Source organism: Sphingomonas sp. (assembly GCF_965200135.1).
In the GTDB taxonomy this organism is placed as follows: domain Bacteria; phylum Pseudomonadota; class Alphaproteobacteria; order Sphingomonadales; family Sphingomonadaceae; genus Sphingomonas.
Window position 1 is genome coordinate 1 of record NZ_CBDATK010000010.1, and the last position, 22,374, is coordinate 22,374.

At 70.1% G+C, this 22,374-nt stretch carries 20 protein-coding genes; 10 read left to right on the forward strand and 10 right to left on the reverse strand.

Annotation, left to right across the window (positions count from 1 at the left end; genetic code table 11):
* The 3 genes from ACOFKS_RS12945 to ACOFKS_RS12955 form a co-directional block, all read left to right on the forward strand.
* Window positions 1-641 (forward strand): hypothetical protein (locus ACOFKS_RS12945; RefSeq protein ID WP_419809669.1); only part of this gene is annotated, 641 nt, incomplete at its 5' end.
* Between the two features lie 33 nt (window positions 642-674).
* The gene (locus ACOFKS_RS12950; RefSeq protein ID WP_419809670.1) at window positions 675-896 is read left to right on the forward strand and encodes a hypothetical protein; all 222 of its coding nucleotides are present in this window, start codon (window positions 675-677) and stop codon (window positions 894-896) included.
* 88 nt (window positions 897-984) lie between these two features.
* Complete coding sequence (locus ACOFKS_RS12955) at window positions 985-1,578, forward strand: tetratricopeptide repeat protein (protein WP_419809671.1); 594 nt, start codon at window positions 985-987, stop codon at window positions 1,576-1,578.
* Window positions 1,579-1,642: 64 nt separating this feature from the next.
* Here the strand turns inward: ACOFKS_RS12955 and ACOFKS_RS12960 are convergent, their stop codons facing one another.
* Window positions 1,643-2,662 (reverse strand): serine hydrolase domain-containing protein, encoded by a 1,020-nt coding sequence (locus ACOFKS_RS12960; protein ID WP_419809672.1) that lies wholly within the window; start codon window positions 2,660-2,662, stop codon window positions 1,643-1,645.
* The gene (locus ACOFKS_RS12965) at window positions 2,659-4,131 is read right to left on the reverse strand and encodes a permease (RefSeq protein WP_419809673.1); all 1,473 of its coding nucleotides are present in this window, start codon (window positions 4,129-4,131) and stop codon (window positions 2,659-2,661) included. Before ACOFKS_RS12965 ends, ACOFKS_RS12960 begins: the two co-directional genes overlap by 4 nt.
* 240 nt (window positions 4,132-4,371) lie before the next feature.
* On the opposite strand from ACOFKS_RS12965, the gene ACOFKS_RS12970 reads away from it, so the two are divergent.
* Window positions 4,372-7,524, forward strand: coding sequence for a TonB-dependent receptor domain-containing protein (locus ACOFKS_RS12970; protein WP_419809674.1), 3,153 nt, complete (start codon window positions 4,372-4,374; stop codon window positions 7,522-7,524).
* Window positions 7,525-7,660: 136 nt separating this feature from the next.
* Window positions 7,661-8,839, forward strand: a complete 1,179-nt coding sequence (locus ACOFKS_RS12975) for a serine hydrolase domain-containing protein (RefSeq protein WP_419809675.1) — start codon at window positions 7,661-7,663, stop codon at window positions 8,837-8,839.
* Between the two features lie 83 nt (window positions 8,840-8,922).
* On the opposite strand, the gene ACOFKS_RS12980 is transcribed toward ACOFKS_RS12975, so the two are convergent.
* The gene (locus tag ACOFKS_RS12980) at window positions 8,923-10,443 is read right to left on the reverse strand and encodes a deoxyribodipyrimidine photo-lyase (protein ID WP_419809676.1); all 1,521 of its coding nucleotides are present in this window, start codon (window positions 10,441-10,443) and stop codon (window positions 8,923-8,925) included.
* Between the two features lie 103 nt (window positions 10,444-10,546).
* Between ACOFKS_RS12980 and ACOFKS_RS12985 the strand changes: the two genes are divergently transcribed.
* A complete protein-coding gene (locus ACOFKS_RS12985) occupies window positions 10,547-10,798 on the forward strand; it encodes a CBU_0592 family membrane protein (RefSeq protein ID WP_419809677.1) in 252 nt (83 codons plus the stop codon).
* Between the two features lie 132 nt (window positions 10,799-10,930).
* On the opposite strand, the gene ACOFKS_RS12990 is transcribed toward ACOFKS_RS12985, so the two are convergent.
* From ACOFKS_RS12990 to ACOFKS_RS13005, 4 genes are all read right to left on the reverse strand, one after another.
* Window positions 10,931-11,338 (reverse strand): hypothetical protein, encoded by a 408-nt coding sequence (locus tag ACOFKS_RS12990; protein ID WP_419809678.1) that lies wholly within the window; start codon window positions 11,336-11,338, stop codon window positions 10,931-10,933.
* Window positions 11,325-12,515 carry a molybdopterin-dependent oxidoreductase gene (locus tag ACOFKS_RS12995; protein ID WP_419809679.1) on the reverse strand — a complete coding sequence of 397 codons (1,191 nt, stop codon included), beginning with the start codon at window positions 12,513-12,515 and terminating at the stop codon, window positions 11,325-11,327. Before ACOFKS_RS12995 ends, ACOFKS_RS12990 begins: the two co-directional genes overlap by 14 nt.
* A gap of 178 nt (window positions 12,516-12,693) precedes the next feature.
* Entirely contained in the window at window positions 12,694-13,818 is a 1,125-nt protein-coding gene (locus ACOFKS_RS13000; RefSeq protein WP_419809680.1) for an LLM class flavin-dependent oxidoreductase, read from the reverse strand.
* Window positions 13,815-14,726 (reverse strand): aldo/keto reductase, encoded by a 912-nt coding sequence (locus ACOFKS_RS13005; protein ID WP_419809681.1) that lies wholly within the window; start codon window positions 14,724-14,726, stop codon window positions 13,815-13,817. The genes ACOFKS_RS13000 and ACOFKS_RS13005 overlap by 4 nt, the downstream gene beginning before the upstream one ends.
* Window positions 14,727-14,762: 36 nt before the next feature.
* Here ACOFKS_RS13005 and ACOFKS_RS13010 point away from each other — a divergent pair, with 36 nt between their 5' ends.
* Complete coding sequence (locus ACOFKS_RS13010) at window positions 14,763-15,842, forward strand: Gfo/Idh/MocA family protein (protein WP_419809682.1); 1,080 nt, start codon at window positions 14,763-14,765, stop codon at window positions 15,840-15,842.
* 23 nt (window positions 15,843-15,865) lie between these two features.
* Window positions 15,866-18,250 (forward strand): TonB-dependent receptor, encoded by a 2,385-nt coding sequence (locus ACOFKS_RS13015; protein WP_419809683.1) that lies wholly within the window; start codon window positions 15,866-15,868, stop codon window positions 18,248-18,250.
* Window positions 18,251-18,386: 136 nt separating this feature from the next.
* Here ACOFKS_RS13015 and ACOFKS_RS13020 read toward each other — a convergent pair whose 3' ends face one another.
* Window positions 18,387-19,604 carry an MFS transporter gene (locus ACOFKS_RS13020; RefSeq protein WP_419809684.1) on the reverse strand — a complete coding sequence of 406 codons (1,218 nt, stop codon included), beginning with the start codon at window positions 19,602-19,604 and terminating at the stop codon, window positions 18,387-18,389.
* A gap of 128 nt (window positions 19,605-19,732) precedes the next feature.
* Here ACOFKS_RS13020 and ACOFKS_RS13025 point away from each other — a divergent pair, with 128 nt between their 5' ends.
* Window positions 19,733-20,755 (forward strand): YeiH family protein, encoded by a 1,023-nt coding sequence (locus ACOFKS_RS13025; RefSeq protein ID WP_419809693.1) that lies wholly within the window; start codon window positions 19,733-19,735, stop codon window positions 20,753-20,755.
* Here ACOFKS_RS13025 and ACOFKS_RS13030 read toward each other — a convergent pair.
* Window positions 20,748-21,749: a LacI family DNA-binding transcriptional regulator gene (locus ACOFKS_RS13030; RefSeq protein ID WP_419809685.1), complete on the reverse strand. Its 1,002-nt coding sequence runs from the start codon at window positions 21,747-21,749 to the stop codon at window positions 20,748-20,750. The genes ACOFKS_RS13025 and ACOFKS_RS13030 overlap by 8 nt on opposite strands.
* Before the next feature lie 45 nt (window positions 21,750-21,794).
* Here ACOFKS_RS13030 and ACOFKS_RS13035 point away from each other — a divergent pair, with 45 nt between their 5' ends.
* Entirely contained in the window at window positions 21,795-21,977 is a 183-nt protein-coding gene (locus ACOFKS_RS13035; RefSeq protein WP_419809686.1) for a ComEA family DNA-binding protein, read from the forward strand.
* Between the two features lie 10 nt (window positions 21,978-21,987).
* Here the strand turns inward: ACOFKS_RS13035 and ACOFKS_RS13040 are convergent, their stop codons facing one another.
* Window positions 21,988-22,368: a winged helix-turn-helix domain-containing protein gene (locus ACOFKS_RS13040; RefSeq protein WP_419809687.1), complete on the reverse strand. Its 381-nt coding sequence runs from the start codon at window positions 22,366-22,368 to the stop codon at window positions 21,988-21,990.
* Window positions 22,369-22,374 lie beyond the last annotated feature (6 nt).

Consider the following 22,374-nt stretch of genomic DNA (forward strand, 5'->3'; position numbering starts at 1 on the left):
ACGCCGAGGCCGCCGGCACGCAGGTCAGCTTTCGTGGGCGCGACGCGGTCACGACCGGCAAGGGATCGGCCGCGACGATCTTCGTCTCGCTTCGGATGCTGCGCGGCCTGGCGGGGCCGGCCGCCCAGCCCGACGCGGTCCTACTGCACGAGATCGTGCATGCCGCGCGCGCGACGCTGGGCGTGATGAAGCACACGGCGCTCGGCCGCTTCGACAATTTCGAGGAGTGGGTCGCGATCATGCTGGCGAACATGTACGTGTCGTCGAAATACGGCAGCACGTCGTTTCGCGGCGACCATCAGACCGCGGCGTTGCGAAGCCTCGGCTCGATGATCCACGAGACCATCCTGATGAGCAATCCCGGCCTCGCGGAGACGTCGATGTATCGGTACGTGCCCATGTTCCGCGACGAGATCCTGCGGCTGGTCGACGACATGGAGGCGCTGACGCTCAAGCTGAAGGACGCGACATGCGCGTTCAATCCGCTGCGCGTCGCCTTCAACGGCTATGACGGCGCGACCGAAGACGGCGGGCGCTTCGCCCGGATGCCGGGGTTCGGACAAATGACCCGCGAGACGTTCGCGCAGGTCGCGGAGCGGGCGATGAAGCAGCCGAACAGCATCTTTCCGACTTATAATTGAGGCGGTCGTCGGCCGACCCTGACGCGCCGCCGTGTGGCGGAGGGGCCGGGCGCCAGTGTCGAAGGCGAGGTGCTCAACGCGCCCAACACGCTGGCGGGCTGTATGATCGCGGTGAGCGGGCGGCGGCTGGTGTTAGCGGCGTTCGCGGGCGACGTGCCGAGGGTTGCGGGCGCGACAGCGGCGATGGATGCAGCGTTGAAGGCGAATGCGGCGGCGAATCAGAAGCGCGTCCGGGAGTCGGTTCACGCCCAATAGCGGACATTCGCGTCACGTCCGTCTTCGATACCTTGCGGACATCGGCAACGACCTTTAAACTCGCTTAATGAGCCACGAGAGGCACGAGTTGGGTGACACTGACTCGATGCTCGGATCGATCGAAGACTACGATCAGGAGCTCCGGGCGTATCTAGCAATAGAACAGGGTGACTACGAAGAAGCGCGCCGCCTCTTGGAGCCTGTAGCCTCTAGAGGTTCCATATATTCGCTGGTTTCTCTCGGCGCCCTCTATGAACGGGGCGATCTAGAATCATCTGATCTGAGAAACGCCATCTTCTACTATGACTGTGCTGCAAGCCACGGCAGTGATGAAGCGCAACGCCGCTTAGGGCAGATATGGATGGATCTAGGCGAAGATGAAAAGGCGCGGACCGCATTTCAGTATGGTGCGGAAGCAGGTAATGTTTCCTGCATGTATTGGCTCGGTAAGCAAATGCTGGAAGGTCGGGGCGGAGCTGTTGATGTCTGTCGCGGCGTCGAATGGCTGGACACGGCAGCAGCAAAAGGACACCTTTTCGCGAAAAGCTATCTGCTCCGACGTGAAAGCCGGTACTCCCCGTCACTCTTCAGACGACTACTTCTTTGGATACGCATCTTCAAGATTGCACTCCAGGCCGGCAAGGCTGCAGCGGCAGATCCTGACGTCGACATCCTACGCTAGGGGAGGCGCAAGGTCCGCTTTCCACCACAAGCTGACAATCGCCGAACCCAAGCCCGCGTCCAATTTACGAGAACGGTAAAGCAACGTCTCGCGGACGCCCCGCATCGAATGCCGAGACCACCGCCTCCCCCACCGCCGAGCGAAGTGCGAAGATCGACTGCGCCGCCGCCGAATGCCGGGTCGGGTGGATGCGGTTGGTGAGGAGGGTCCAGGCCACCCCCCGGTCGAAGTCGAGCCACAGGCCGGTGCCGGTGAACCCGGTGTGGCCGATCGTTCCGGGCGAGCAGGCGTCGCTGCCGGGCCAGCCGGGGTGCGCCTTGTCCCAGCCGCAGGTGCGCGTGGCGTGGACCGTGTCCCGGACCTCGCACGGGGCGTCGGCGAGTAGAGCCTGCGCGAAGCCGAGGACGCCGGCGAGCGTGCCGAACAGGCCGGCGTGACCGGCGCGGCCGCCGAGCGCCCACGCGTTCTCGTCGTGGACCTCGCCGCGGAGCACGCGGCCACGCCAGGTGCAGCGTTCGGTGCTGACGGCGGGGCCGGGGGGCGCCCCCCAGCTCAGGCCGTCGCCTAGCGGCCACCGGTCGAGCGGCGCGCCGGTGAGGCGCTCGATCGCGATGCCGAGCAGCAGGTAGTTGATGTCGGAATAGGCCGGCGGCCCGCTGCGCCATTCGCGCTGGAGGATGAAGGCGCGCAGCGTCGCGGGGTCGCTGCCGTAGGTGTAGATCGGCTCGACCGCGGGCAGGTGCGTCGCGTGGGCGAGGCACCGGCGGAAGGTCAGGCGGCGCTCGGGCGCCGCGGGATCGTATTGGCGCAGGTCGGGTATCGCGTCGGTGAGCGGGCGATCGAGGTCGAGGCGGCCCTGCCTCGCCAGCGTCAGGATCGCGGTGGCGGTGAAGATCGGCTTGGTCAGCGAGGCGAGGTCGAACCAGTGGTCGGGGGTGAGCGGCTCCGGCGTCGGCTCGATCGCGGCGTGACCGGCGACGCGGGTCTCGACGCGGCCGTCGGCGGTGACGATGCCGAGCGCGGCACCGGGGATCGCGCCGGACGCCAGCGCGGCGGCGACGGGGGCGAAAGCGTGGTCGATCATGCCGTTCGCGCCTTGGCACGCAGCACGACGGGCAGGAACAGGATCGCGGCGAGGCTGATGACGGCGGAGGCGAGGAAGAACAGGTCGAAGCCGCGATAGCCGCTCGCGTCGAGCCGCGCGACGATCGAGCCGCCCGCCCCCGCCAACAGCCTCGGCAGCAGGAACGCGAAGCCCGACAGGAAGGCGTATTGCGCGCCGGCGAAGCGCGGGTTCACGAGCATCGACAGGTAGACGACGAACACCGCGCCCGCCATGCCGTTGCCGAACTGATCGGCGGCGGTGGCGAGATAAAGCAGGCCGACCCCGCGCGGCTGGTGCGCCAGCCAGACGAAGCCGAGATTACCGATCGCGGCGAAGAGCGCGGCGAGCGACAGCGTCACGCTCCAGCGCCAGCGGGTGACCATCCAGCCGCCGATCCCGACGCCGACGATGCTGGCGGCGAGCGCGACGAGGCCGTCGGCCCAGCCGATCTCGCTCTTGGTATAGCCCAGCCCGAGCACCATCGGCTTGGACAGGTTGAGCGCGAGGACGTCACCCATCCGGTACACCGACACGAACGCCATCAGCGCGATCGCGAGCGCGCCGTAACGCCAGAAGAAGTCGACGTACGGGCCGATCGCGGCCGACGTGCGGAGCCGCGAGTCGGGGGCGGCGCGGCGGATGCGCGGCAGCGCGGCGGCCATCAGCAGGAAGGGCAGCATCGCGAGGCCGAGCACCCAGGGGGTGACGTTGCTCGCCGCGCCGATACCGAGGCCGGTGGCGGCGGCGAGGAGCGCGGTGCCGACGCCGGCGGTGACGAGCGCGGCGGCGACGAGGATCGCGAGGCTTGCGACGAGGCCGGTGGCGAGGGCGACGAGGCGCCCCCCGCCCTCCCCTTCCGGGCGTAACGCGACGAGGATCGGCAGCGGGACGAAGGCGCCGGCGGCGATGACGAGATACGAGGCGGTCCAGCCGCGCGCGTCGGCGACCAGCAACGCGCCGCTGCCCGCCGCGACCATCGCGCTGCGGTAACCCCACAGGTTCGCGGCGGTGAGCGGCCCCTGCGCGGCGGGCGTCGGCGCCAGCTCGATCCGCCAGGCGTCGGCGGCGACCTCCAGCGTCGTCGTCCAGAAGGCGAGCAGCGTCGCGAACAGCGCGGTGAGCGGCAGGCTGACGTCGCCGGTGGTCAGCGCCATCGCGAGCAGGCTGGTGCAGATGCCGAGCTGCGCGAGCATGATCCAGCCGACGCGCTTGCCCCAGAACCGGCCGAGACCGGGCACGGCGTAGCGGTCGAGCAGCGGTGCCCAGAGGAACTTGAAGGTCGGCAGCAGCTGCACCCAGGCGAAGAAGCCGATGATCGCGAGCGGGACGCGATGCTCGGCGAGCCGCACCGAGAGCACCGTGGAGAACATGTAGAAGGGCAGGCCGGCGGAAAAGCCGAGCAGAACGTATAGCGCCATCAGGCGCGTGCGCGGGCGGGCCAGGTCCATCGCGGCGAGGGTCGAGGGTGCGGGCGTGGAGGTCAAGCGGGTGCCGGGCAGAAAGCGATGGCCCGGCCTGTGGCCGGAATGAAGGGTCGATGCACGTTCCTTCGCCGGCGTCATGTTCCGTTCGGTGCCTGCCGTCATATCTCCGTCATTTTTCGCTGGCGCTCGCCTGCCCTTCTGTTGCTTACTGCGATCAACGGAGACCACCGATCACGGAGGCACCGGGAGAATCGGGGGTTCATGATGAGCAAGGGGATTATCCTCGCGGGCGTCGCATTGGCCGCGTTGGTGCCGGGTGCGGCGGGCGCGCAGGTGCCGCAGGCGCAAACGACGCCGAACGCGGACACGCCGACGGGCGCGGCGACACCGGACACGGGCGCGAACCTGAGCGCGACGCCGGCGCAGGCGGACAGTCGCGACGACGAGGGCGGGCGCGAGGTGCTGGTCACCGGATCGCGACTGCGGCAAGACCCGAACAAGTCGGCGTTGCCGCTGCAGATCATCACCACGCAGGACCTGTCGCGCGAGGGCATCAACAGCCCCGAGCAATTGATCTCGTTCCTGTCGACCAACGGCAACGGCGCGGACAACCTGGCGTCGAACTCGGACGTGACGAGCGGCGCGCAACGCGGCACCAACGGGCTGTCGGCGGCGAACCTGCGCGGGCAGGGATCGGCGGCGACGCTGGTGCTGCTCAACGGGCGGCGGGTCGCGGCGCACGGACTGACCGGCTCAGCGGTCGACGTGAACCAGATCCCGTTCGCGGCGATCGACCGCGTCGAAGTGCTGAAGGACGGCGCGTCGGCGATCTATGGCACCGACGCGATCGGCGGCGTCATCAACTTCATCACGCGCAAGGACTTCACCGGCGTCGACCTGACCGCCTTTACCGACCAGACCGAGCAGGGCGACGCGCCGGTCTATCGCGTGTCCGGCACCGCCGGTATCGGCAACCTGCGCGAGCAGGGCTTCAACATCATGTTCTCCGCGTCGAAGTCGTGGAACGGCGCGCTGTACGGCCGCGATCGCGATTTCGTGAACGGCAATCAGCCCAATCGCGGACTGTCGATCGACACGCGCGGCACGCCGATCGCGACCGCCTTTCCGATCAACCCGACCGCCGCCGGGATCGGCATCACGCAGGGCGGCACGCTGCTCGGCGGCACGACCCAATGTACCAGCGGATCGGTCGCAACCAACAACTGCGTGGCAAACCCGCTTTACCTAAGTGGCTTGGTGGTGCCGGGCACGGCAACGCGGGCCGACGGCGGCATCAACCCGCTCAACCTGCCGGGCGGCGCGGGCTGTACGTCGTTCGACGGCGGCATGCCGTATGACTATCAGCTGTGGAACGCGCCGGGCGCGCGCTATGCCTGCGCCTATGACACCGGCCGCGCGGCGGTGCTGCAACAGCCGATCGAGACGCTGACCTATTACGGGCGCGGCACGGTGGCGCTCGGTCGGCACGAGCTGTTCGCGGAGGTGACGGGGTCGGACGCGCATTCCGCCAAGCGCTTTTCGGAGAACCAGTATTCGGCGAACAACACCTCGCTGCCGATCGCCTATCCGCTCAACGGCCTGACCGCGGCGACGTACAATTCGGTCTATGACCAGATCGCGGCGGTGTTCCCCGCGATCGGCGCGGTCGGCGATCGCACCGTCGATGCGGTGGGCAATTACGGCAAGCCGATCGCGTTCCGCTATCGCTGCATCGCCTGCGGCACGCGCGAATATGTCACCGACACGACGACGTTCCGCGCCGCCATCGGCGCGGAGGGGCCGTTGGCGCTCGGCTTCGATTACCGCGTCGGCGCGTCCTATGCGAAGAGCGAGAGCACGTCGGTGCTGGGCAGCGGCTATCAGTATCGCGGCACCTTCCTGAACGCCGCCGCGGCAGCGGGATCGGGGATCGCCGGCGCCGTGACCGGCGGGGCGGACCCGCGCGCGCCGACCGCGCCCGGCGCCACCGCCCCCGGCATCGTCGGGCTGTTCAATAGCGGCATCATCAACCCCTTCTCGCTCGTCCAGTCGCCACAGGCGATCGCCGGGCTGGAGGCGGTGTCGGCGCGCGGCGCGGTGCTGTACGGCGGGCGCTACGACGTCCGGCAGTTCGACGGCTCGATTGCGGGCAAGCTGTTCCACCTGCCCGGCGGCGACGTGCAGCTGGCGCTGGGCGTCGATTATCGGCGCGAGGGCTATCGGTTCAACGGCTCGACCGCCGCGACGCTGGCACAGCCCGACATCTTCAACGCGGCGTTCGACAATGTGAACGCGCTGAACGAGGTCCATCGCGACGTGAAGGCGGCGTACGCCGAACTGGGCGTGCCGATCTTCTCGTTCTTCGAGCTGACCGGCGCGGTGCGCGTCGACGACTATACCGGGTTCGGCACGACCACCAATCCGAAGGTGACGGCGAAGTTCACGCCGGCCAGCTGGCTGCTGGTGCGCGGATCGTACAACACCGGCTTTCGCGTGCCGACGTTCAACCAGATCTTCAACGGCACGACGCAGTCGCCCAACCCCGGCGCGAACCAGACCGATCCGACCACCTGTCCGGTCGGCGGCGTCGTCAACGTGACGCCGGGCTGCGCGGCGATCACGCCCGACACGCTGACCGGCGGCAACGCCAATCTGGGCCCGGAGACGTCCGATCAATATTCGGTCGGCATTGTGGTCACGCCCGCGCCCCGGTTCAGCGCGTCGCTCGATTTCTGGAACATCGCGGTCGACAACACGATCGGCGCGCTGACCGCGACGCAGCTGTACCAGAATTACCGGTTCTTCCCCGACCGCTTCACGCGCAACGCGGCGGGCACGATCACCGTCATCGACCTGCGGTCGGACAATATCGGGTCCAGGCGGACGCAGGGGCTGGAGGTGTCGGTGCGCGGCGGGTTCGAGCTGGGCGACGGCGTGCTGTCGCTGGGGCTGGACGGGACGCGGCTGCTCAAGAAGCGCGAGAAGCTGCTGCCGACGCAGCCCTATGGCCCGAGCCTGATCGGCAACTTCACTTTCGCCGGCGACCTGGGGCTGAAGTGGAAGCACAATGCGTTCGTGACCTGGAGCAACGACACGGTGACGCTGAGCCTGTCGCAGATCTATCGCGACGGCTATCGCAACTTCGGCCTGCCCAATTCGCTCACCGGCCCGAACCTCAGCGCGACGCGACCGGACTATAATGCCCGCGTCGACAGCTACACGCTCTACAACCTGACGGCGGGGGTGCGGATCGCGCCAAACTTCAACCTGACGTTCGGCGTCCGCAATCTGCTCGACACCGACCCGCCGTTCGCGATCACCTACGACTCGAACACGGGCGCGGGCAGCTCGTGGGAGCCGCGCGTGGCGGACCCGCGCGGGCGCTCGTTCACGGTCACGACGGAAGTGCGCTTCTAAGCGCGGCGCGGCCTGCGGCATGCTGTCGAAGGACTCGCGCGCACCCGACCGGCCTCACGCCAGCGCCGGTCGACGGGGCGGCTTTGCCCCGGCGCGGGTCGGGAGATGGGTCCCCGCTTTCGCGGGGATGACGGTAGTGGCCGCGCGGAAAACGGTAATGGTCGCGGGGATGACGGCTGTCGTGAGTGCGTCGGGCGCGGCGCAGCAACCGCGCGCGCCGATGGCGGCCGTCAGGGTGGCGTTCGATCGGGACGGGGTCATCTCGGTTCGCGCCGAAGGCTTCGCCGATCATGACACCGGGCGGTCCGTCACCGCCGACGATCCCGTGCGGGTGGCGTCGGTGTCGAAGCTGCTCGTGGCGATCGCGGTTTTGCGGCTGGTGGAGCAGGGGCGGCTCGACCTCGACGCGGACGTGTCGCGGTATCTGGGGTGGTCGTTGCGGAATCCGGCGTTCCCCGACGCGCCGATCACGCTTCGATTGTTGCTGTCGCATCGGTCGAGCCTGACCGACACGATCGATTACGTCCTGCCGCTCGACGCCGAGATGCACGGCGTGCTGGACGATCCGCGGGCATGGGATAGCGGCCATGCGCCGGGGGCGTGGTTTCACTACACCAACTTCAATTTTCCGGTCGTCGCGGCGGTGATGGAGCGCGTGACGGGGGAGCGGTTCGACCGGTCGATGGCACGGCTGGTGCTGCGGCCGTTGCGGCTGGACGCCTGCTACAATTGGGCGAGCTGTGCGCCGGCGACGCGGGCGCGGGCGGTGGTGCTGTATCGCGACGGGGTGCCGGTGAAGGATACGCCGGCGGAGATCGCGCGGTGTCCGGTGACGCCGGCGCGCGACGGGTCGTGCGACCTGGCGACGTGGCGCGCGGGGGCGAACGGCGCGATCTTCTCTCCGCAGGGAGGACTGCGGGTGTCGATGCGCGATCTGGCGACGGTCGGGCGGCTGCTGCTCGGTCGGGGCGAGGTCGACGGCGTGCGGTTGCTGAAGCCGGTGACGTTCGCGTTGCTGGAGCGCCCGTTATGGATGTTCGACGGGCATAACGGCGTGACCGAGGGCGGCTTTTACTGCCGCTATGGGCTGGCGGTGACGTTCACCGCCAGCCCCCGCGCTTCGACCGGGACGTGCGCCGACGATCCGGTCGGCGATGGGCGGCCGCGGCTCGGGCATGCGGGCGAGGCGTACGGCCTGCGCTCGGGGCTGTGGGTCGATCCGGCGAGCGGAACGGGGGTCGCCTATTTCGCGACCGATGTGCCGGCGGCGGCGGGGTTCTCGGCCGAGGAAAACCGGCTGGCGCGAGGCGGATAGCGTCACCGCCTTCGACGCAGGAGGCGAAGCCTAATTGCGGCCCGCAGACTGCGACGGGCGGCGTTCGATCTAGCGCCCGGCCCTCACCCTGCCTGCTTCGCAGGCTGTTCCTCTCCCGCAAGCGGGAGAGGGAGATGGCCCGTCAGATACGGGTCCACCGGCGGTTCGTCGGGAATGTCCAGGTCCGGCACCGGCCTCGCCGCGCCTTTCGCGAACCAGGCGTCGCCGTTGACCTTGCGGAGCGTCTTGTCGACGCGGGTGGGGACGAGGCCGAAGATCGGGCCGCGCCGATAGCCGGGCTGGGAGTCGCCGAACGCCCAGGCGATGTTGCCGTAGGTCGACGGGTCGCGGCCATCGAGGCTGAGGCGGTCGTTGAGGTAGCACGCCGTCGCCCAGCCGGCCTCGGGCGTCGGGGTCATCGCGATCAGGCGCTTGCTCCAATACATGCGGAGGTTGTTGTGCATCCAGCCGTCGACCAGATATTGTTTCTGACAGGCGTTCCAGACCTCGTCGGCGGTTTCGCCGCGAACCAGCGCGGTGAGGGACTCGAGTTCGGGGCGCGGGTCGGCGGCGTGTTCGTCCAGCTCGCGCTGCGCCCAGGCGGGGACGCGGTCGTAGCGCTCGGGGACGGGCAGCGAGCGCGCCTTGTAGTGGAACCACTCGCGCCAGGTGAGCAGCTCGTCGAGGAACTTGGCGCGGGTATCGGCGGAGACATCGGCGGCCTGCACCGCCGCCACGACCTCGCGCGGGCCGACGACGCCGAAGTGGAGATAGGGCGAGAGCGCGCTGGCGCCTTCGGGACGGCGGGCCTCGCGGCGCGCCTCGGCATAGTCGGGCAGCACCTCGGTGCGCAGGCGATCGAGCCGTGCGGCGACCTCGGCGCGGGTGGCGGGGAACATCGCCGACGGCGGCAGCGCGTGGTCGATCGTACAGGCGGCGACGAGCGCGTCGAGGTCGGCGTCGGTCGCATCGGCCAACCGATCCGGTTCGAAGGGTAGCGGACCGGCATAAGGCGGCTGCGTCGGCGTCTCGTCGGTCCAGTCGTACCAGTCCTCGCGCACCGCCTGATGCCGGCGGCGGAAGGCGGAAGTCGTCTTCACCCCCTGATCCAGCGCCAGCGGCGGGACGACGCAAGCGGCGTTGACCGCGAGGACGGCGGCGTCCGTCTTCGCGGCGAAGCGTTCGGCCTGCCACTGCGCGACGAAGGCGGGCTGATCCTCCAGCACCATCGCCGCCGCGTCGACGGCGAGGCGATAGACGAGGCCCTTTTCGCGATGCGCGGCGCGGTCGATGAACTGGACGCAGGCGAGGCCGCGCGCGGCGCAGTCGCGTTCGAGGTCGCGGCTGGCGCCGAGGATGAAGCGGTGCAGCCGGTCCGAGGCGTAGGGATAGTCCTCGCGGACGCCGTGATAGACGAGCACCGGCAGGCCGAGGTGGTCGGCGAGGCGGATCGCGGCGTCGATCACCGGGTTGTCGCGCGCGCGCAATGCCTGCTGAAGCCAGCACAGCACGTAGCGGGCGGAGTCGGCGAGCGGATTTGCGTTGAGGATGCGGACGCGCGGCGCCTCGCGCCACTCGGTCAGCGCGTCGGGGAGAGAGGTCATGCGCCACTGGCTGCCAATCTTCGAGCGCGGGGGATCGGGATGGGCTGCCAGCTGGAATCGCGCACGGGTTGCGCGAGGTTGCGCGGGCGGGCACGGCGCGACGATGGCTTCCTTCACCCTGCTCGACGCGATCGGGATGGTCGGCGTGCTGTTGATGCTCGCCGCCTATGCGCTGACGGTGAGCGGGCGGATCGATCCGCTGCGACCGGCGGCGCTACTGTGCAATCTGGTGGGGGCGGTGGCGGTGCTGGTGTCGCTGACGGGGGCGTTCAACTGGTCGGCGGTCGTGATCGAGAGCGCCTGGGCGGTGATCGCGGCGGCGGGACTGGTGCGGTGGGTGGTGAGGAGGCGGTAAGTCCTCCCCGCTCGCGCGGAGGGGGACCGCCGCGCAGCGGTGGTGGAGGGGGCTCCCCACGAGCGCTGCGCCAGGCGGCGCGCCCCCTCCGTCAGCCCTACGGGCTGCCACCTCCCCGCTCGCGGGGAGGATTTAGTGCGGTGCCTCGCTCAATCCCTCCAGATACGCCACGATCCCCGGCACCGCCGCCGGGTCGACCGGGGCGTGGTAGGTCTTTTGCATCTTCTCGACCTCCGCCTGCCACTGCGCGCGGGTCAGCGGCGGCTGGCTGACGATCATCGCGGGCGAGTGGCAGCTGGTGCAATTGGCCTCGACCGCGTCGCGGTGCGGGCCGGCGGGCAGCGCGAGGTCGTCGGTCGGATAGGTCTCCGCGACCGAGGCGAGCGTGACGCCGTTCGCGGTGAGCGACGGCGGCGACGGTGTCGGGCGGACCGGCGGCACGCCACGGTCGCGCGGCGCGCCCAGCACGAGCAGCAGCGCGGCCGCCGCCGCGACGCCGCCGAAGCCGAGCAGGCCGAACGGAAACCTAGGCTGCGACAATGGTGGTGACCTCGACCTGGTTGCGCGCGTAGCCGCCGGGGTTCCAGACGGGCGCGAAGGGCTGGACCTCGCCGGCGGTGTTCCAGCAGCGGCTCATCAGCCGGACCGGCCCCTGGCCCGCCACCGGCACGCGCGCATCCCAGCGGCGGAAGGAGTAGCGGCCGTGGTCAGGGCCGAGCACCGCCTTGTACCAGCGGCGCCCGTCGCTCGACACGTCGACCTTCGCGACACCGTGCGCGCCGCCGAGCGCCAGACCGGCGATCGGGATGGTCGGCTCGAACGCGACGGTCTGGCCGGGATCGAGGCTGGTCACCCACGAGCGCGGCGGCATCGCGTTGATGGGCACGGTGGGGAAGTCCTTCGCGCCCGGCACGACGGTGGCGTGCGGTGCGGTCGGGATGCGATAGGCCTTCGCCATCCAGAAATTGTCGTCAGGCCGGGCGAGGACCTCGATCGTGTCGAGCGCCTTGACCCAATAGGTCGAGAACCAGCCGGGCACGATCAGCCGCAGCGGGAAACCGTTGAGGAGCGGCAGTTGCTCGCCGTTCATCTGAAACGCGACCATCACCTCGCCGTCGCGGGCGTGGTCGACGGCGAGCGATTTGAGGAAGTCGGGTGCTTGCGGGACCAGCGGCTTGTCGAGGCCGCCGAACCGGACGTCGACCGCGCCGGGCCGGACGCCGACGCGGTCGAGGATGTGGCGGAGCGGCACGCCGACCCAGCGCGCGTTGCCCATCGCGCCATGGCCCCATTGCGCGCCCGCGACGCGCGGGCCGACCAGGCTGCGCGAGTTGCCCGAGCACTGGTTGACCGCGGCGAGCTGGATGCGCGGCATCGCGAGGATGTCGGCGAGCGTCAGCGCCTGCGGGTGGGCGACATGGCCGCCGACCCTGAGGCGAAAGGTGCGGACGTCGACGGCGGTCGGGATGTCGGCCCAGTGCCAGCGGACGAAGAACCGGTCGTTGGGCGTGAACACGTCGCGGCCGAGCAGGCCGAGCGGGGTTTCGAGCAGCGGCGGGCGGGCGCGCAGCGTGACGAGGCCGGTCTTGCCGGGAAAGCCGGGTCCCTGCCCGGTTGCCCCCTGTCCCACGGCAACGCCGGCCGCCCCCAGCGCGCCGGCGGCGATGAGGCGGCGGCGGGTGAGGGTCGAGGCGAAGTGGGGGTCTAGCTGATCCACGATGTCGCTCTAGCAAGCCCTTCCCCTTCGGGGGAGAGGTTGGGGTGGGGCCTCTCCGACAGGCCGGTCGCTTGCGGCGGCGCCCCACCCCCTGCCCCTCCCCTGAAGCGGAGGGGTGAGAGTGCGCGCTTTGCCCGACCGTCATGCTGAAACGGGGTCGGCATGACGGACGAAAGCGTCACCGTGCCAGCGGCGCGTGGTCCAGCTTGGGCAGCACGTGGCGCGCGAACAGGTCCGCTTCCGCCGCGTGGGGGTAGCCCGAGAGGATGAACGCCTCGATTCCCATGTCGCGGTAGCGGTTCAGCTTGGCGAGCACCTGATCCGGGTCGCCGACGATCGCGGCGCCGCAGCCGGAGCGGGCACGGCCGACGCCGGTCCACAGATTCGCCTCCGCATAGCCGTCGTCGGCGGCGTTCTCGCGCAGCGCGGCCTGCGCGGCGACGCCGGCGCTCGCCGAATCGAGCGATTTGGCGCGGATCGCCGCGCCCTGCTGGGCGTCGAGCTTCGACAGCAGCCGGTCGGCATAGGTGCGCGCCTCCGCCTCAGTATCGCGGACGATGACGTGGGCGCGATAGCCGAAGCGCAGGCTGCGGTCGCGCCTGGCGGCGCGCGCCTTCATGTCGGCGATGATCGCGGCGACCGCCTCTTCCTTGTCGGGCCACATCAGGAAGACGTCGCAGCCCTTCGCCGCCGCCTCGCGCGCGTCGGGCGAGAGGCCGCCGAAATAGAGCAACGGCGCCTTGCCCGAGACGGTGCGGACCGCGGGGGGATCGAGCTTGAGCTGCCAGAACTCGCCCTGGTGATCGAGCGCCTCGCCGTTCAGCAGGACTTTCAGGATGTGCATCGCCTCGACGGTGCGGGCGTAGCGTGGCGCGCTGGCGAGCGTCTCGCCGGGCATGTCCGAGGAGATGATGTTGACGGTCAGGCGACCCCCGAGCAGCCGGTCGATGGTGGCGATCTGGCGCGCGAGCTGTGGCGGCCAGGTCTCGCCGATGCGGACCGCCATCAGCAGCGCGAGGCGCTTGAGCATCGGCGCGATCGCGGCGGCGAAGGCGGTGGTGTCGATGCCGAGCGCATAGCCCGACGGCAGCAGGATGTTGTCGTAGCCTCCGGTTTCGGCCTGGAGCACGATGTCGCGGCAATGCTCCCACGACGAGCGCAGCATCGGATCGGGGACGCCGAGGAACTCGTAATCGTCGTCGCAAAGTGCGGAGAACCAGCTGACCTCGCAGGGCCCGCGCGCGTCATTGTCGGGCAGCGGGCTGGCGTCGTCGTCGGGGAGCGGACGGAAGCGGCTGGTCATGGCAGCTTCTCCCCGCGCGCGGCGACCAGCACGTCGTACCATTGCGCCCGCGTCCAGGTGACCTTGAAGGCGTCGGCGGCCTCCGCGATGCGCCATGCCTGTTGCGTACCGACGATCGGGATCGGGCGCGCGGGATGCGCCATGATCCAGCTATAGGCGGCGGCGGCGCGGACGACGCCGCAACGCCGCGCGGCGTGATCCAGCGCGTCGGCAACCGCGACGCCGCGCGGGGTGGCGGGATCGCCGAGCCGGCCGCCGCCCAGCGGCGACCAGGCGAGCACGGCGTAATCGCGCTCCATCGCGAGGTCGAACAGCCCGTCGACCATCGGGTCGAGGTGGAGCGGGGAGAACTCCGGCTGCAGGCTGGCGAGCGGGGTCTTCAGGAACGACGCGAGCGCGGTGGTCTGATGACGGGTCATGTTCGACACGCCGATCGCGCCGACCTTCCCGCTCGCGACCATCGCGTCGAGCGTCGCGGCCAGCTCCTCGGGATGGGTCAGGATGTCGGGGCGGTGAACCTGATAGAGGTCGACGTGATCGACGCCGAGCCGGCGCAGCGAGGCGTCGAGCGCGGCGGTGAGATAGTCGCGGCTCGAGTCGTACGGCACCGGCGGCGTGATGCCGCCCTTGGTGGCCAGCACCATGCGCGCGCGCAGGTCGGGTGATTCGGCGAAGACGCGGCCGAGCAGCGCCTCGGCATCGCCGAAGCCCTTTTGTACCGATTCGAAGCCATAGATGTCGGCGGTGTCGAACAGCGTGATGCCTGCGCCCAGCGCCGCCTCGATCAGCGCCCTGCCGTCCGCGACGGTGGAGTTGCCGAAGCGCCACATGCCCCAGGCGAGCGGCGAAACGGTCAGGCCGCTCTTGCCAAGCGGCCGCGGTTCGGGTGAGAGTGTGATTTCAGACATCGCTGTCATATTGGGACAAACAATTTGGTCGGGCAAGTGCGTTATGGGCTGGTCGGCACCGGGATGATGGGGGTGGAGCACCTCCAGAACCTGGCGATCACGCCCGGCGCGGTGGTGACGGCGCTGGCGGACCCGGTCGGCACGTCGCTGGACTGGGCGAAGAACGCGCTGGGCGAGCGGGCGGACGGTGTCGCGGTGTTCGACGATGCGGCCGGGCTGGCGGCGAGCGGGCTGGTCGACGCGGTGATCGTCGCCTCGCCGAACTTCACCCATCGCGACGTGCTGGTGCCGCTGTTCGACGCCGGACTGCACATCCTGTGCGAGAAGCCGCTGGCGACGACGATCGACGACGCACGCTGGATCGTCGCGCGGGCGGCGGCAACGGACCGCGTGTTCTGGACGGCGATGGAGTATCGCTACATGCCGCCGATGGTGGCGTTCGTCGACGCCATCCATGCCGGCGAGATCGGTGGCTTGCGGATGCTGTCGATCCGCGAGCATCGCTTCCCGTTCCTCGCCAAGGTCGGCGACTGGAACCGGTTCAGCCGCAACACCGGCGGCACGATGGTGGAGAAATGCTGCCACTTCTTCGACCTGATGCGGCTGATCGTCGGGGCGGAGGCGGTGCGCGTCTATTGCTCGGGCGCGATGGACGTGAACCATCTGGACGAGGACTATGCCGGCGAGCGGCCGGACATCATCGACAACAGCTATACGACGGTGGATTTCGCCAACGGCGTCCGGGCGATGCTCGACCTGTCGATGTTCGCCGAGGGCGCCGAGCAGCAGGAGGAGATCGCCGCCACCGGCGACCGCGCGCGGATCGAGGTGTCGATCCCGTCGGGCGAGCTGGTCCTGAGCCCGCGCGTCGGCTTTCGCGCGCCCAAGGCGGTGGTACGGCGCACGGTCGAGACCGATGCGGCGGCGCTGGCGGCGGGGCACCACCATGGCTCCACCTTTTACGAGCACCAGAAATTCAATGCGGCGGTACGCGGCGAAGGCCCGGTAGAGGTCACCGCCGACGACGGCCTGCGCGCGGTGGCGATCGGCACGGCGGCGGAGATCAGCGCGCGCGAGCATCGTGTCGTCGAGATGGCGGAACTGGGTTTCCAATAAAAAGAACATCGAAGGGGAGGAACATGACCAAACGGCTTCTGATGGCGGGCGCAGCGCTCGTCGCACTCACCGCCGCGCCCGCGCTGGCGCAGGACACGACGACACGCGGCGTCGACGCGCCGTCCGCCGACGCCCAAGCGGCGGCGCCGGCTGCGCAGCCGACCGATACCGACAACGCCACGCCCGGCGACATCATCGTCACCGCGCAGAAGCGGTCGGAGCGATTGCAGGACGTGCCGCTGGCGGTGACGGTGATCGGCGGCGACCTGCTCAGCCAACAGGGGCGGACCTCGATCGAGGGCGCGCAGTATCTGGTGCCGTCGTTGAACTTCGCGAAGTCGGGGACGACGCTCAACCAATCGGTGTTCCTGCGCGGCGTCGGCACCGCGACCTTCTCGATCGCGGGCGAGCCGAGCGTGTCGACGGTGGTCGACGGCGTCGTGTTCTCGCGCGCCGGCGAGGCGTTCGGCGATCTGGTCGACATCGACCGGATGGAAGTGCTGCGCGGACCGCAGGGCACGCTGTTCGGCAAGAACGCGAGCGCGGGCGTCATCAACATCACCTCGAAACAACCGACGCGCGAGTTCGGCGGCTATGTCGAGGCGGGCTATTTCAGCCGCGCGGAATATCGCGGGCGCGCGGTGCTGAACGTGCCGCTGGGCGAGAACGTCAGGACGCGGCTGACGGGCTTCTACACCAACTATGACGGCAATATCACCAATCAGGCCTATGGCGGGCGGCACGTCAACGGGTTCGAACATTATGGCGGCCGCGCGCAGCTGGTCGCGGACCTGTCGCCCAACGTGACGCTGACGCTGATCGGCGACTATCACCGCAACGACGACGACTGCTGCGCCGACGTGATCGGGACCGGGCCGCTGACCGCGACCGGCGCGCCCGCGACCAGCCTCGCCTTCGCCGCGCTGCCGACGCCGCGCGGGGACGAGACGCGGCAGGTGAACCAGAACCTCATCACCGCGACGCGCGAGACGGGCTATGGCTTTTCGGGCCAGCTGGACGTGCAGACGGGCGCGGGCGTAGTCACCTATATCGGCAGCTATCGCAATTATCGGAACACGGAGATCCGCGACGGCGACTGGCTGAACCAGGCGTATATCGGCTTCAACCAGCTCCACGATTTCGGGCCGCAGACGGGCAAGACGGTGACGCAGGAGCTGCGGCTGACCTCGCCCGGACGGCAGCTGATCGACTTCACCGCCGGGCTGTATTTCTCGCACGCGGACAGCGAGCGCATCTTCACGCGCAACGATCAGGTCTGCACGGCCGTGGGCGGCGTCGCGCCGACGGTGCTGACGCCGTGCTCCAGCCCGCTCGCGAACCCGTCGACCTTTCCGACCGGTACCGCCGACTTCGGTTCGGTCTTCGACAATTATGCCGCGTTCGGGCAGTTCACCGTCAACATCGCCGAGCGCTTCCGGCTGATCGGCGGGCTGCGTTATACGCATGACGAGCTGGAGGTCTTCCACTCGCGCAACACGACGCTGGCGGGGCCGGGCATCCAGCCGAGCTTCCCCGTCACGCCGACCGGCACCGGCGCAACGGGCGTGTTCCGCGGGCGGACGCAGAACGACAATCTGTCGGGCAAGGGCGGCTTCCAATTCGACCTGGCGCGGCAGTCGACCTTCTACGCCACCTATGCGCGCGGCTATAAGGGGCCGGCGTACAACGTCTTCTTCAACCTGACCGCGACGGGCACGAACACGATCTCGCCGGAGACGTCGGATGCGTTCGAGGCGGGGCTGAAGAACACGCTGTTCGGCGGCAAGCTGGTGCTCAACCTCGCCGGCTTCTATGCCAAATACCACAATTTCCAGGCGAACAACCCGGATCTGGTCGCGGGCGTGGTGGTGACGCGGTTCACCAACGCGGGCGAGATCTCGACGCGGGGCGTCGAGCTGGACGCGGTGTGGCAGCCGGTGCGCGATTTCACGATCTCGGGCGGCGGGGCATTTACCGACGCGCACGTGAACCGCTTCCTGGTGGCACCGGGCGCGGCGGCGACGGCGGTGGTGCCGGCGGGCACGCCGCTGGGCTTCGCGCCGAAGTGGAAGGGCAACCTCAACGCCGACTATCGCTATCGCTCGGGCGGCAGCGTCGACTTCTTCGGCGGCGTGCAGGGCAGCTATCAGTCGAGCGAGCTGTCGCTGTTCGGGCCGGACGCGACGCAACGCCGGCTGGGCACGATCGACGGCTATGGGCTGGTCAACCTGACGGCGGGGCTCGTGACGGCGGACGACAGGATCCGGGTGACGGCGCAGGTCCGCAACCTGTTCGACCAGAGCTTCGCGGCGGCGATCGTCAACGGCGGGCCGGGCGGATCGTACCGCTATCAGATCCCGCGCGATGCGGATCGCTATTACGGCGTGACGGCGCGGGTGGGGTTCTGAAATCCTCCCCGCTCGCGGGGAGGTGGCGGGCGCGTAGCGGCTGACGGAGGGGGTTCACCGCGGGCGGTGCGCTTGCGGTGAACCCCCTCCACCACCGCTGCGCGGCGGTCCCCCTCCCCGCCATGCGGGGAGGATTTCAGTGCAGGCCCAGCACTTCGCCCCTGTCCTCCACCGGCACGATGGTGGGGATGATGAGCTGCACCAGCGCGAGCGCGGTCAGGTAGCTGACGGCGCAGATCACCAGCGACGGCGTGTAGCCCCAGCCGTTCGCGAGGCTCCACGCCGCGAACTGGATCAGCCCGATCGACCACAGATTGCCGCAGAACGCGGCGATGCCGATCGTCGAGCCGACGTTGCGCGCGGGCGTGACGTCGGTGACGAGGCCGAAGACGTTGGTCGAGAAGCCCTGATGCGCGAACAGGCCGAGGCCGAGCAGCAGCGCCGCCGTCCACGGGCTGGTCACCGACATGACCAGCGGCACCGGCAGGATCAGCAGCGCATAGACCAGCATCGCCGTCTTGCGCGCGCGGTTGACGCTCCAGCCGCGGTCCATCAGCCGCGCGGGCAGCCAGCCGCCGGTCAGCGCACCGCACGCCGCCAGCGTATAGACCAGCGCCACGGGCAGGCCGAGCGTCCCCTGCTTCAGCCCGAACAGCCGGTGGAACAGGTCGGGCAGCCACAGCAGCATGAAGAACCAGACCTGATCCGACAGCACCTTCGCCAGCGCGATCGCGACCGTGTTGCGGTTGAGCGCGTCGGCCCAGCGCGCGGGCTCCGGCTCGGCATGGCCGGTCGGGGTGACGGGCACGAAGCGCATCGACAGCCACGCAACGACCCACACCAGCCCGAGCGCGCCGCAGACGAGGAACGTCGCCTGCCACCCGAACGCCACCGCCATCGCCGGCACCACCAGCGGCGTCAGGATCGCGCCGACGTTGGGCGCGGTGTTGCCGATGCCGAGCACCATCTGGCGCTCGCGATGATCGAAATAGGTGGCGGCGGTCTTCACCGCGGCGGGCGTGCCGACCGACTCGGCGACGCCCAGCACGACGCGCGCGCCGATGAACGCGGCGACCCCGGTTGCGAAGGCGTGCGCCATCCCCGCGAGGCTCCAGACGCCGACGCCGACCGCGAACCCGCGCCGCAACCCGACGCGATCGATGAACCAGCCGGTGCCGAGGAACGCGAACGCGGTCGCGACCTGAAACGCGGTGCCCATGTTGGCATAGTCGCGGTCGGACCAGCGGAACTCCAGCTCCAGCGTCGGCTTCAGCAGCGCGAGGATCTGGCGATCGACATAGTTGAGCATGATCGCGACGAACACGAACGCGACGATCCACTTGCGGCTGGCCATGCGCCCTCCCTCTCCCCGATGGCCGTGATAGCGTTGTCAGGCCGTGCTGTGCGCGATAGCAGGCCGGGGATGTTCGAGGTAGCGCCACGATGACCACCCGCCCGGTCGCGCCGCGGGGCGACACGATGATGGCGGCCGACCTGTATGGCGACCTGCTGTACGAGGAAGCGGCAGCCCCGCGCGGGTGGCGCGCGTATCTGCCGGGGCTGACGATCGTCGCGCTGGGGACGCTGGCGGCGGGGTTCCTGAGCGATCACTACGGCGCGCCGCCGACGCTGATGGCGCTGCTGATCGGGCTGGCGCTCAACTTCCTGTCCGCCGATCGCCGGCTGCATCCGGGGCTGGGCTTCGCGTCGCGGTCGCTGCTGCGGTGGGGGATCGTGCTGGTCGGCGTGCGCGTGACCGGCGCGCAGGTGCTGGCGCTGGGACCGGTGGCGCTGGTCTGCGTGATCGGCATCGTCGCGGTGACGATCGGCGTCGGCGTGCTGGCGGCGCGGCGGTTCGGGCTGGGCGGGACGTTCGGGACGCTGGCGGGCGGCGCGGTGGCGATCTGCGGCGCGTCGGCGGCGATGGCGCTGGCGACGACGCTGGGCGAGAAGCGGGTCAGCCAGGCGCAGCTGACGCTGGTGCTGGTCGGCATCTCGGCGATGAGCGCGGGCGCGATGGTGGTGTATCCGCTGATCGCGCACGGGCTGCGGTTCACCGATCTGCAGGCGGGGTTCCTGCTGGGCGCGTCGATCCACGACGTCGCGCAGGCGCTGGGCGCGGGCTATGCCTTTTCGCCCGGTGCCGGCCAGATCGCGGCAATCGTCAAGCTGACCCGCGTGGCGCTGCTGGCGCCGGTGCTGGCGGTGGTCGCGGCGACGCTGCCGCGCGGCGAGCGGGGCAAGGGCACGGGCATCCCGTGGTTCGTGGTCGGCTTCTTCGCGCTGGCGGCGGTGAACTCGACGGGGGTGATCCCGGCGGAGGTCGCGAAAGGCGCGGAACGGGTCGCGGCGGCGTTGCTGGCGGCGGCGGTGACGGCGACCGCGATCCGCTCGCCGCTGGCGCAGCTGCTGGAGACGGGGCCCCGGCCGCTGCTGGTGATCGCGGCGGCGACGCTGACGGCGCTGCTGCTGGCGGCGGGCGCGGCGGGGTTGCTGCTTAACTAGGCGCGGGACCGGTCGAGCCGCGCACCACCAGTGGTGAGGCCAGCTCGCGATGCGCGTCCGCGCCGGGCGCCAGCAGCAGGTCGGCGGCGCGATAGCCGAGATCGCGCGTCGGCTGGCGCGTGGTGGTGAGCGGCGGCCAGACCATCGCCGCGACCGCATCGTCGCCGAAGCCCGCCACCGACAGCCGCGCGGGCACCGTCACGCCGCGACGGTGCGCGACCGTCAGGACCCCGGCGGCCATCTCGTCGTTGGCGGCGACGATCGCGGTCGGCGGCGCGGGCAACGCCAGCAGCGCCTCGGCGGCGGCGGCCCCGGCGGCGAGCGAGAAGTCGCCGGTGTGGATCAGCGTCGCCTCCGGCGCGATCTTCGCCTCGTCGAGCGCCGCCAGATAGCCCGCAGATCGCCGAGCGCTGGCGGCGAAGGCGGGGTCGCCGCCGACGAAGCCGATGCGGCGATGACCGAGCCCGATCAGGTGGCGCACCACCCCGGCAGCGGCGCGGGCGTTGTCGATGAACACCGACGGCGCGCGCGCCGGGTCGACGCCGGGCGACACCCGGACGAACGGCACCTGCCGGCCCTCCAGCCACGCCAGCACCGCGACGTCGTCGGCGATCGGCGGGGTGAGGACGAGACCGTCGACATGGGTGGTGCCGATCAGCTCCTCCACCTCGTCGAGGATGTGCGCGCCGGCGCGATCATATGGCTGCGCGATCATCCGCACGCCCGCCGCCGCGCAGCGGTCGCGGACGCCCAGCTGCATCTGATGGATGTAGTAGGGCGAGGGATTGTCGCAGACGAGCGCGATCTGGTGCGAGCGGCCGCCCGCCAGCGCGCGCGCCGCAAAGGAGGGACGAAAGCGCAGCCGCGCCACCGCCGCCTCGACGCGCGCCTGGGTGGCGGCGCCGACGTAACGCTCGCGGTTGAGCACGCGGCTGACGGTCTTGATCGACACGCCCGCCGCGTCGGCCACATCGCTGATCGTCACCCGCGCCATCGGGCGAGCGTAGCGCGCGGTGAACGGGCGCGCTACGCGGGCATGATGATCGACCTCAACACCGCCACCGCCGCTGACCTCGACGCCATCGACCTGCTGCGCGGGCACGGGCCGGAGATCGTCCGATACCGTGAGGAGCGCGGACGGTTCACCGCGCTACGCCAGCTGGACGAGGTGCCGGGATTATCGGGCAAGACCGCCGGTGTGGAGGCGGTGCTCGGCGTCTAGGCGGGGTCTTTCATCCCTGACGTGGCGGGTCGCCGAGGACCTCGGTCAGCGCCGCCAGCGGCGCCGCCGCCGCTTCTGCCACCACCGCCGCCAGCCGCGCATGGGCGTCGAGCACCGCCTGACCGCGTTCGGTCAGCGTCGCGCCACCGCCCGCGCCGCCGCCGGTGCGCGTCAGGATCAGCGGCCCGGCCCCCAGCGCGTTGATCGCCGCAACCAGCTGGACGCTGCGCGCGTGACTCATCCGCAGGCGCCGGGCGGCGGCGGAGACCGAGCCGGTCGCCGCGATGCCGCGCATCAGCGCGATCTTGCCCGGCCCGAGCGCTCCGGTCGGAAGCAGCACGCGGTGCCATAGCGCCGGTGCGCGGTCGGCTGCGATGTCGTTCGTGGCCATGCGGGT

Coding starts and splice junctions, on each gene's coding strand:
- ACOFKS_RS13005 (WP_419809681.1), bottom strand. CDS start 14,726: ATGTCTGAAATCACACTCTCACCCGAACCGCGGCCGCTTGGCAAGAGC.
- ACOFKS_RS12980 (WP_419809676.1), bottom strand. CDS start 10,443: ATGACCTCTCTCCCCGACGCGCTGACCGAGTGGCGCGAGGCGCCGCGC.
- ACOFKS_RS13020 (WP_419809684.1), bottom strand. CDS start 19,604: ATGGCCAGCCGCAAGTGGATCGTCGCGTTCGTGTTCGTCGCGATCATG.
- ACOFKS_RS12960 (WP_419809672.1), bottom strand. CDS start 2,662: ATGATCGACCACGCTTTCGCCCCCGTCGCCGCCGCGCTGGCGTCCGGC.
- ACOFKS_RS13035 (WP_419809686.1), top strand. CDS start 21,795: ATGATCGACCTCAACACCGCCACCGCCGCTGACCTCGACGCCATCGAC.
- ACOFKS_RS13000 (WP_419809680.1), bottom strand. CDS start 13,818: ATGACCAGCCGCTTCCGTCCGCTCCCCGACGACGACGCCAGCCCGCTG.
- ACOFKS_RS12985 (WP_419809677.1), top strand. CDS start 10,547: ATGGCTTCCTTCACCCTGCTCGACGCGATCGGGATGGTCGGCGTGCTG.
- ACOFKS_RS12970 (WP_419809674.1), top strand. CDS start 4,372: ATGAGCAAGGGGATTATCCTCGCGGGCGTCGCATTGGCCGCGTTGGTG.
- ACOFKS_RS12965 (WP_419809673.1), bottom strand. CDS start 4,131: ATGGACCTGGCCCGCCCGCGCACGCGCCTGATGGCGCTATACGTTCTG.
- ACOFKS_RS13025 (WP_419809693.1), top strand. CDS start 19,733: ATGGCGGCCGACCTGTATGGCGACCTGCTGTACGAGGAAGCGGCAGCC.
- ACOFKS_RS13015 (WP_419809683.1), top strand. CDS start 15,866: ATGACCAAACGGCTTCTGATGGCGGGCGCAGCGCTCGTCGCACTCACC.
- ACOFKS_RS13040 (WP_419809687.1), bottom strand. CDS start 22,368: ATGGCCACGAACGACATCGCAGCCGACCGCGCACCGGCGCTATGGCAC.
- ACOFKS_RS13030 (WP_419809685.1), bottom strand. CDS start 21,749: ATGGCGCGGGTGACGATCAGCGATGTGGCCGACGCGGCGGGCGTGTCG.